General features: G+C 68.1%; 5 protein-coding genes. 4 read left to right on the forward strand and 1 reads right to left on the reverse strand.

Annotated features, from left to right (window positions below; genetic code table 11):
* The first annotated feature begins 151 nt into the window (after positions 1-151).
* A complete protein-coding gene (locus IEZ09_RS18860) occupies positions 152-3,898 on the forward strand; it encodes a S8 family serine peptidase (RefSeq protein ID WP_189255025.1) in 3,747 nt (1,248 codons plus the stop codon).
* A 161-nt stretch (positions 3,899-4,059) separates the two neighbouring features.
* Here IEZ09_RS18860 and IEZ09_RS18865 read toward each other — a convergent pair whose 3' ends face one another.
* Positions 4,060-5,022, reverse strand: a complete 963-nt coding sequence (locus tag IEZ09_RS18865) for a helix-turn-helix domain-containing protein (protein ID WP_229812695.1) — start codon at positions 5,020-5,022, stop codon at positions 4,060-4,062.
* A 144-nt stretch (positions 5,023-5,166) separates the two neighbouring features.
* Here IEZ09_RS18865 and IEZ09_RS18870 point away from each other — a divergent pair, with 144 nt between their 5' ends.
* The 3 genes from IEZ09_RS18870 to IEZ09_RS18880 are packed head-to-tail and all read left to right on the forward strand — an operon-like array spanning position 5,167 to position 9,249.
* The gene (locus tag IEZ09_RS18870; protein ID WP_189255026.1) at positions 5,167-6,591 is read left to right on the forward strand and encodes a glycoside hydrolase family 28 protein; all 1,425 of its coding nucleotides are present in this window, start codon (positions 5,167-5,169) and stop codon (positions 6,589-6,591) included.
* 13 nt (positions 6,592-6,604) lie between these two features.
* Positions 6,605-7,996 carry a glycoside hydrolase family 28 protein gene (locus IEZ09_RS18875; RefSeq protein WP_229812696.1) on the forward strand — a complete coding sequence of 464 codons (1,392 nt, stop codon included), beginning with the start codon at positions 6,605-6,607 and terminating at the stop codon, positions 7,994-7,996.
* The gene (locus IEZ09_RS18880; protein ID WP_189255027.1) at positions 7,993-9,249 is read left to right on the forward strand and encodes a TIM-barrel domain-containing protein; all 1,257 of its coding nucleotides are present in this window, start codon (positions 7,993-7,995) and stop codon (positions 9,247-9,249) included. Before IEZ09_RS18875 ends, IEZ09_RS18880 begins: the two co-directional genes overlap by 4 nt.
* Positions 9,250-9,257: the final 8 nt, after the last annotated feature.

A 9,257-nucleotide genomic window follows, 5' to 3' on the forward strand; every position in this document is an offset into this window, starting at 1 on the left:
CGAAGTGCCCGGGCCGCCGCCCCTCGGCGTCCCGGGCACGTCCGTGCGTGGCGCGAAGTCGCCAACGGCGACTAACCGCCGCTTCCTGCTGTTTCCCAACGATTTCCCGGCCCCTCATCCTGCTGTGACCTGATCACCGTGGGAGGGCGCCGTGATTCGACACGTTCTGGCACTTGCCATCGCCGCCGCGACGCTGGGTGCTCCGCCCGCGTCCGCCGCACCACCGTCACCGCCGGCACAGACCTCCGAGGCCTCGCACCGGATCACGCTCATCACCGGTGACGTCGTCGACTACACCGAACGCTCGGACGGGCGGAAGGTCGCGCAGATCCACGCCGCTCCGCGCGACGGCGAGCAACCGATCTTCCACACGATGACGACGGCAGACGGCCTGCACGTCTACCCGTCGGACGCGATGGGAGCCATCACGTCGGGCACCGTCGAACGCACCCTCTTCAACGTCACGAAACTCGTGCACACCGGCCAGTCCGACGACCACACGACCACGGTCCCGGTGCTGCTGACCGGCGGCTTCTCGGCCAACGCGCACACCCGCATCCGCAGCATCAACACGTCTGGCATCCGGGTCGAGAAGACGAAGGCACGCGAGTTCTGGCGTTCATTGGACATGAGCGCGAAGTCGGGCGTGCGGGTGAAGTACGACCGCCCGATCCACATCACGCTCGACCAGACCACCAGGCAGATCGGTGCTCCCGCGGCCTGGAGCGCGGGCTTCGACGGCAAGGACGTCACGGTCGCCGTCGTGGACACCGGTATCGACGCGAACCACCCCGATGTCGCCGGGAAGATCACCGCGGCGGAGAACTTCTCCAGCGAGCCTGACGTCGTCGACCGGCACGGCCACGGCACCCACGTCGCCTCGACCATCGCGGGCACCGGCCAGGGTTCCGCCGGCAAGTACCAAGGCGTTGCCCCCGCGGCGAAACTCGTGATCGCCAAGGTGTTCAACGGCGCGGGTGAGGCCGACACGTCCCAGGTGCTGGCCGGCATCGAGTGGGCGGCCCGCTCGGGCGCGAAGATCGTCAACCTCAGTCTGGGTGGCGAGGTCACCGACGGCACGGACGAGCTGAGCGCGCTGGTCGACCGGCTGTCCGCCGAGACGGGCGTGCTGTTCGTGGTGGCCGCGGGCAACAACGGCCCGGCCGGCCGCTCGGTCACCTCGCCCGGTGCCGCCGCCTCGGCGCTCACCGTCGGCGCGGTCGACCGGCAGAACAAGCTCGCCCCGTTCAGCAGCACCGGACCACGCATCGGCGACGCGCTGGCGAAGCCCGAGATCAACGCGCCAGGAGTCGGTGTCGTGGCGGCGAGGGCGGCGGGAACGGGCATGGGCGCTCCCGTGAGCGACACCTACACGGCCGCGTCGGGCACGTCGATGGCCACCCCGCACGTCGCGGGCGCGGCCGCGCTGCTCGCCCAGCAGCACCCCGACTGGACGGCGCAGACGTTGAAGAACGCGCTGGTCACGAGCGCTGTCGACGTCGGCATGCCGTGGTACGAACAGGGAGCGGGCCGGCTCGACGTGGCCAGGGCGATCAAGCAGACCGCCACCGCCACCGCGTCGGCGAGCTTCGGCCGCTACGACCGCGGCGCACGTGGCGTGCTGACCAGGGAACTGCAGTACGTCAACGACTCCGCCGCCCCGCTGACGCTCGACCTCGCCCCGGACATCAAGGGCTGGGACGGGAAGTCGACGACCGGGTTCAAGCTCAACACCACGAAGCTCACCATCCCGGCCAACAGCAAGGCATCGGCCGTGCTCACCCTCGATCCCGAGGTCGGCCCCGCCGGTGTGTACGGCGGCGTGGTCACGGCCACCGCGACCGGGGTCAGTCTCCGCACGCCGGTCAGCGTTTACGAGGCACCGCAGACGTTCCCGGTGTCGGTGCACGTGCGTGACGCCGCCGGGCGCCCACCGGCACCGGCGCTCGGTCAGCTGATCGACGACTCCAACGGCGGCGACGACGTCAACGACCCGTTCGACGAGATCGTCAGCTACTACTTCGAGGTCGTCAACGGCGAAGGCGTCGCCAACGTGCCGAGCGGCCGCTATTCCGCGATCTCGTGGGCGACCGAGAACACGGCCGGTGTGCGCCGCTGGTCCGCTCTCGCCGCGCCCGAGCTGACCGTCACGGGCGCCTCCGAGGTCTCGCTCGACGGGCAGAAGACGGTGCCGATCGAGGTCGTGCCACCCGGTCCTGCCGAGCTGCGCGACCGCACCGTGACGATGCGCCGCGTCCTGCCCGCGGACGGCGAGAAGCAACCGTTGATCATCGAAACGGCCGCTGTCCTCGGCACGGCACCGTGGGAAATCCGCGCCACTCCCGCCGTCGCGGCGAAGAAGGGCGCGATCTCGTTGCAGGACAACGTGACGCTGCAGACCTCGACGGTCACCGCGACGGCGGGCGGCAGGACGCTGGTCACCGACGGCGACGTGGGCGTGCTGTCCGCGAAGTGGGCGGGCGACCGCGACCTGACCATCGGCGGGGACACCGCGCTGGTGAAGATCAAGCCCGACACCCCTGCGAACATGGTGAAAGCGGCCAACACCGCCGCCACCACGGCCGCGCAGGCCGGCAAGAAGGCGATCGTGTCCTATGTGGACTCACCAGGTGCGCTCGCGCTCACCGGGCTGTCCAGCGCGGCGCTGCCGTCGTTGAGCGTCAGCAACGCCGACGGCGAGTTCCTCGCGAAGCAGACGGCGCTGAAGCTGAGCATCAAGCCCGGCCCGGAGGCCGTGTTCAACCTGAGTTACCTCGACGCCAACGGAATCCCGGCCGACCACCGCAGGACCGTCGACCCCGCGAAGCTGATCAAACGCCAGACCTCCTACCACACCGACAAACCCGGTCTGTCAGTGCAGAAGACGTGGTACCCGTTCCCGACCGGCCTGTGGCAGTCGATGATCCTGCGCGGCACCACGTTCACGCCGCCCGCCGCGTGGACCGAGTACATCGGGCCGGGCGACGACAGGATCGTGTGGAAGCGGCACGTGACGCTGAGCGGCCTCGACGCCAAGGGCCAGCGCGCCGCGATGACCATGTTCCAGGAGAACGTGTTCCGCGAGGGCGCCGCTCCGGCCACCGAGCGGTGGTTCGCGGGCCCGATGCACAGCACGGCGGTCGAGCTGCAGTCCGACCACCCGGCCCGTTACCCGGCCGCGGGCGGCGCGTGGCGGCAGCTGTGCTCGAACTGCCGGGCGGGCGACACGTTCGTCCCGGCGCTGCAGTGGACCGACGGCACCCCGGGCCACTACACAAACCCCTACCAGAACAGCAAGTTCTTCACGACGACCAAGGTCAGGCTGTTCCGCGGTGACACGGAGATCCCCGCCACCCAGGAACCGCTGGCGTTCTACCCGACGTTCCAGATGGTCGCGGAGAAAGCGTCCTACCGCCTGGAGACGGTCGAGACCCAGGCACCGGGAGCGGTGGCGGGGGCGATCAACCCCGTGCTGTTCACGCTCGCCCCGCGCACCGAGACCACCTGGACGTTCCAGTCCTTCCGCTCGCAGAACCCGCCTCCGCTCGGGTACTCGTGCCACGGCGGGCAGGCGACCTGTCAGTTCCAGCCGCTCATCCGGCTCCGCCACGACCTGCCGCTCGACCTCATGAACTCCGCACCGGCCGGCAAACCGTTCGTCTACCACGTGCGCGCCTCCTCCACCGGCGCACCCGTGACGCTGGTGAAGGTGCAGTGGTCGGCGGACGAGGGCAAGACGTGGCGGCAGGCCGCGATCGAACCGAGCGGCGACCGCTGGCAGGTCACCGTCGACAACCCCGGCGGCGACGTCTGGCTGCGCACCGAGGCCAGGGACGGCGCGGGGAACACGGTCACGCAAACGATGCAGAAGGCGTTCCGGACTCACTCCGGCGGTTAGGGCCTGTATCGGGGTCCCGTTCGATGAGAGTCGCGTCTGAGGTGGTTTCTGGTGGTGCGGCCGGACGACTCGCATACCGGTGTTGTATGTGGGTCGTCCGGCCGTGCCGCCAGGGGCCGCCTCAGGCCCGGCTATCGCGAACATGGACCCCGATACAGGCCCTAACGCGGGGGTAGCAGGGAACTCGCGCCTCGCGCCGCAGCGCGCAGACCCGCCTGAAAACGGGTCTGCGCGCCCAGCTCCGTCATCAACCTGTGCAGCCGCCGCTGGAACGTCCGGTAGCTCAGCCCGAGCTGTTTCGCGATGCTGCGATCCGGCAGCCCGGTCGCGAGCAGCGCCAGCAGCCGCGCGTCCGCGATCGAGACCTCGTTGCTGGTCGGCTGGCCGGGCAACGACAACGGCACCGCGTCCTCCCACAGCCGCGCGAACAGGGCCCCGAGCGAGTCCAGCAACGCCGACCGGTGCACGATCACCGCGCTCTCCAGCGTCGTCTCCGTGCTGTGCAACGGGATCAGCCCCAGGTGCGCGTCGGCGAGGATCATCTTCGTGGGCGCCTCGGCGACGACCCGTGCCTCCTCTCCCAGTGACAGCCCCATTTCGAGGTCGGCGCGCAGGTCGTGCATCTCCAGGGCCTGGCGCTCGTAGATCCCGCGGAACCGCACACCCCGGTTCAGCAGCTCCTCCTCGACGGGGTGCAACGCCGTGGGCGCCTTGGCGTACGGCGGCTTGTCCACGAAGCAGACCTCGTGCCGGGCCGTGCGCATCACCTGGTCGACGCGGCGCGAGATCGCCTCCGGCCCGTGCACGACCTCGACCAGGTCGGCGGGAGCGCGCACACCGGCCGCGCGTTCGTACCGCACCTGCAGCTCCCCGGCCAGCAACCGGTCCCGCCGCAGATCGTCCTCCCTGCGCAGGAAGTGCGTCGCCAGCGCGACATCCGGGGCCACCGCCGTGTGCAGCCCGTTGACCTGGTGGACGAACCCGAGCTCGGTCAACGACTTCAGCGCGGTCCGCACCGTCCGCTCCGCCAGTTCCGTCGCAAGACAAAGCTCCGTCACACCGAGTTGGTACGAGTCCACGAGCGTCTCGTAGACCGTGAGTTCCGCCGGACGCAAACCGAGCACGCAAGCCAGTATGCCGACTTCGGGCAGCCGTTGACGCGGGGCCGGAACGAGGTGTAGACATCGGTTGAAAAGGTTTACACAACCTTCTCATTCCGCCGCCGCCGCTGGCAGTTGTACCAACGCACGCGTGCGAAAGGACGGCAGATGGAGCCCAACCGCCGCGACTTCCTCAAAGTCGCCGGTGCCACCGCTGGTGTCACGATGTTGCCGGGGTCGTTCCTCTCCACGCCGGTCGCGTCGGCACAGGCCCACCTGGCGATCCCGATAGCCGAGTCGCCGTGGGACCAGGTGCCCGCGATCCTCGCCAAGATCGTCCCGCCCACGTTCCCCAGCGCCAGGTTCGACATCACCGCCTACGGCGCGGTCGGCGACGGCAAGACCAAGAACACCGAGGCGTTCCGGAAGGCGATCGAGGCCTGCACCAAGGCGGGTGGCGGCCACGTCGTCGTGCCGAAGGGCAGCTTCCTCACCGGCGCGATCACGTTGCTGAGCAACGTGAACCTCGTCGTCTCGGAAGGCGCCACCATCAAGTTCTCCACCGATCCCAAGGACTACCCGCTGGTCTTCACGCGGTGGCAGGGCATCGAGTGCATGAACTTCTCGTCGTTCATCTACGCCCGCAAGGCGGAGAACATCGCGATCACGGGACCGGGCCTGATCGACGGCCAGGGCCCGTCCGGCCCGTGGTTCGACTACGACGGCAAGCGGCAGCCCGACTGGGAGCAGCTGCAGAAGTGGGCGGTGGACAACCGGCCGGTGACGGAGCGGAAGTTCGGCCTTGGCCACTACCTCAAGCCGAACATGATCACGCTCTACGAGTGCAGGAACATCCTCGTCGAGGGCGTGCGGCTGCGGAACTCGGCGATGTGGAACGTGCACCCGGTGCTGTGCAGCAACGTGACGATCCGCGACATCTTCGTCTACAGCCGCGGCGGCATGGTCGACGGCTGCGACCCCGAGGCCTCCCAGTACGTGCACATCACGGGCTGCCGGTTCGACTGCGGTGACGACGGCATCGCCATCAAGGCCGGCCGTGACATCGACGGCCGCCGGGTCGGCGTGGCGAGCGAGAACATCGTCATCGAGAACTGCTCCTTCGAGGGCCGCTGGGGCGCCCTGACGGTCGGCAGCGAGATGTCCGGCGGCGTGCGGAACGTGTTCTTCCAGGACTGCACGGTCAAGAAGGGCTCGTCCTACAAGCCGTTCCACGTGCTGTACATCAAGACGAACAAGCGACGCGGCGGCACCGTGGAGAACATCCACGCCCGGCGGATCAAGGCGACCGACGTCGACCGCGAGGCGATCATGGTGACGCTGAACTACAGCCTCACCGGTCCCGGCTACGGCCCGATCGTGAACCCGAAGGTGCAGAACATCACCGCCGACGGCTTCACCGTCAACGGGGTCAAGAAGACGGCCGTCACGCTCGACGGCCTGGCCGAGTCGCACATCAGGAACGTCGCGATCTCCAACAGCACCTTCACCAACGTCACGACCGCCAAGCCCAGCATCAGGAACGCGGACGGCACCACCTTCACGAACGTCACCATCAACGGCAAGAAGGTCTGAGGAGAGCATCCCCGTGTCCTTGTCACGTCGTGATTTCGCGCGTGTGTCCGGCCTGACCGCCGCTGGTCTCCTGCTTCCGGCAGGCGTTGCGGCAGCCGAGCCCACCGGGTTCGGGAAAGACCCGTGGCGGGAGGTGCCGCTGATCCTGGCGTGCATCCGCCCTCCACGCTTCCGCAGGAAGGACTACGACGTCACCGCGTACGGCGCGAAGGGTGACGGCCTCACCAAGAACACCGAGGCGTTCCACCGCGCGATCACGGCGTGCCACCAGGCCGGTGGGGGACGTGTTGTCGTTCCCGCGGGCACGTTCCTCACCGGCGCCATTAGACTTCTGTCCAATGTGGAGCTCCACGTCAGCGAGGGCGCCACGATCAAGTTCTCCACGAACCCAGACGACTACCTGCCGCTCGTGCTCACCCGCTGGGAGGGCACGCTCTGCTACAACTACCAGCCGTTCATCTACGCGTTCGAGCAGAAGAACATCGCCATCACCGGTCGCGGCACGATCGACGGCGACGCGACCAACGGCCCGTGGCCCGAGTGGCGGGCCGGCGCCACCCCGTTGCTGCGGCAGATGGGCGAGGACGGTGTGCCGGTCGAAGAACGGATCATGGGCGTGGGCAAGAACCTGCGGCCGAACATGATCCAGTTCTTCCGCTGCCGGAACCTCCTCGTCGAGGACGTGCTGATCCGCAACCCGGCGATGTGGTCGCTGCACTTCGTGTTCTCGCAGAACATCACCGTGCGGCGGATCGAGATCTACTCGACGAACTCGCAGGGTGACGGCGTCGACCTCGACTCGTCGTCGTACGCGCACGTGCACGACTCCAGGTTCAACACCAACGACGACTGCGTCGTGGTGAAGTCAGGACGGGATGCCGACGGACGGCGGGTCGGCATCCCGTCCACCCACATCGTGGTGGAGCGCTGCAAGTTCTCCGGCCGCTGGGGTGGCATCACGATCGGCAGCGAGATGTCCGGCGGCGTCTCGAAGGTGTTCTGCCGCGACTGCGAGATCAACGCGCCCGACTTCCCCGGCCGCTACCCGGTCAAGCACGCGCTCTACATCAAGACCAACCAAGACCGCGGTGGCGTGATCGACGGGGTGCACCTGCGCAACGTGCACGGGCAGAACGTCGAGCGCGAGATCCTCTTCGTCTCGATGTACTACCAGAACGGTGGCACCAAGGGCTTCTTCCCGCGGATCGACAACGTGACCGTCGACAGGATGCGGATCAACGGCGGCCGGGTCGCGGCGACGTTCCGCGGCTTCCCGCAGTCCCACATCAGGAACGTGCTGATCTCCAACTCGGCGTTCACCTCGATCACCGAGCCCAACCTGATCGAGCACACCGACAACCTCCTGTTCCGCAACACCACGATCAACGGGGTGGTTCCGGCATGAGACACCTGCTGGCGTTGTTGCTGATCGCCGCCGGGCTCTCCGCGGGCTCACCGGTCGCGGTCGCGGGGTCCGGCCTGTCGTGGAAAGCGGTGAACTCCCCGTTCTCGCTGGACTTCCAGGACGGCAGGCGGACGCTGACCGGGCAGCGCGAGACGTTCTACCGGCTCGCGGACGGCACGCAGCACTCGTTGACGAAGGTCGTTGCGCAGAAACGGGTTCCCGGCGGTGTGCGGTACGTCGTGGCGACCACGGAGGCGTCCAGGACCGCTTCCGTGGTCGTCACCCGGACCGGACGCGGCCTGCGGGTCGGGTGGACGCTGGAGCCCTCCACCGGCGTCGCGCAGGTGTCGGCGAACCTCACCGGGTCGCTGGAGGAGCACTTCCTCGGCGGTGGCGCCCACACGATGTTCGTCGACCTGCAGCGGAAGGTGTTGCTGAACAAGGCCGTGTTCGTCGGTGCGTCGAACTTCGGCAAGTGCAACAAGAACGGCGCGCCTTCGACGTTCTTCATCTCCAGCGCGGGCTACGGCGTCTACGCGGACACCAAGGCGATCGGGCGGACGGCGTTCCCCGGTGCTCTGGCCGACGACCACTGCGCGGACAAGCCGGCGCCCTGCCCCGTGACGTTCGGCGTGCCGGACCGGATCCAGTTGTGCTTCAAGACCTCCCGCCTCGACTACGAGGTCTACGCGGGCTCACCGGCACAGGTCAACTCGGCGTACTTCCAGCGCGTCGGCACGCCTGCGCTGCCGCCCGCGCGGCAGTTCGCGCTGACGAAGTGGCGGGACAAGTACAACCACTCCGACGAGATCGTCGAGGACGTGACGCAGTTCCAGGCGCGCGGAGTTCCGCTGAACACGCTGTGGGTCGACAACCCGTGGGAACAGGGGCCTGTCGGCGCACGGCCGACGTACGCGTGCATCGGCGCGTTGAAGTTCGACAAGACGATGTACCCGGACGCCCAGGGCACGATCAACTGGATGCGCGATCGTGGCGTGAACATGGGCGTGTGGGTGGCGCCGTTCCTGAGCAAGATGTCCGACGGCAAGGAATGCCCGCACGACTACCCCGCCGGTTCGTTCGCGCAGTCCGACCGCACCAACGTGTGGGACATCGACCTCACGAACCCGGTGGCGCGCGCCCACTACGAGGCGAAGCTCGAAGCCGTGTTCCGCATGGGGGTCAACTTCGTCAAGGGCGACCGGTCTTCAGTCTCAGCTGAGTTGACACAGTTCGTGTCGCGGAGCAAGTGACACACCCT

The organism is Lentzea flava (genome assembly GCF_014648475.1).
GTDB classification, from domain to species: domain Bacteria; phylum Actinomycetota; class Actinomycetes; order Mycobacteriales; family Pseudonocardiaceae; genus Lentzea; species Lentzea flava.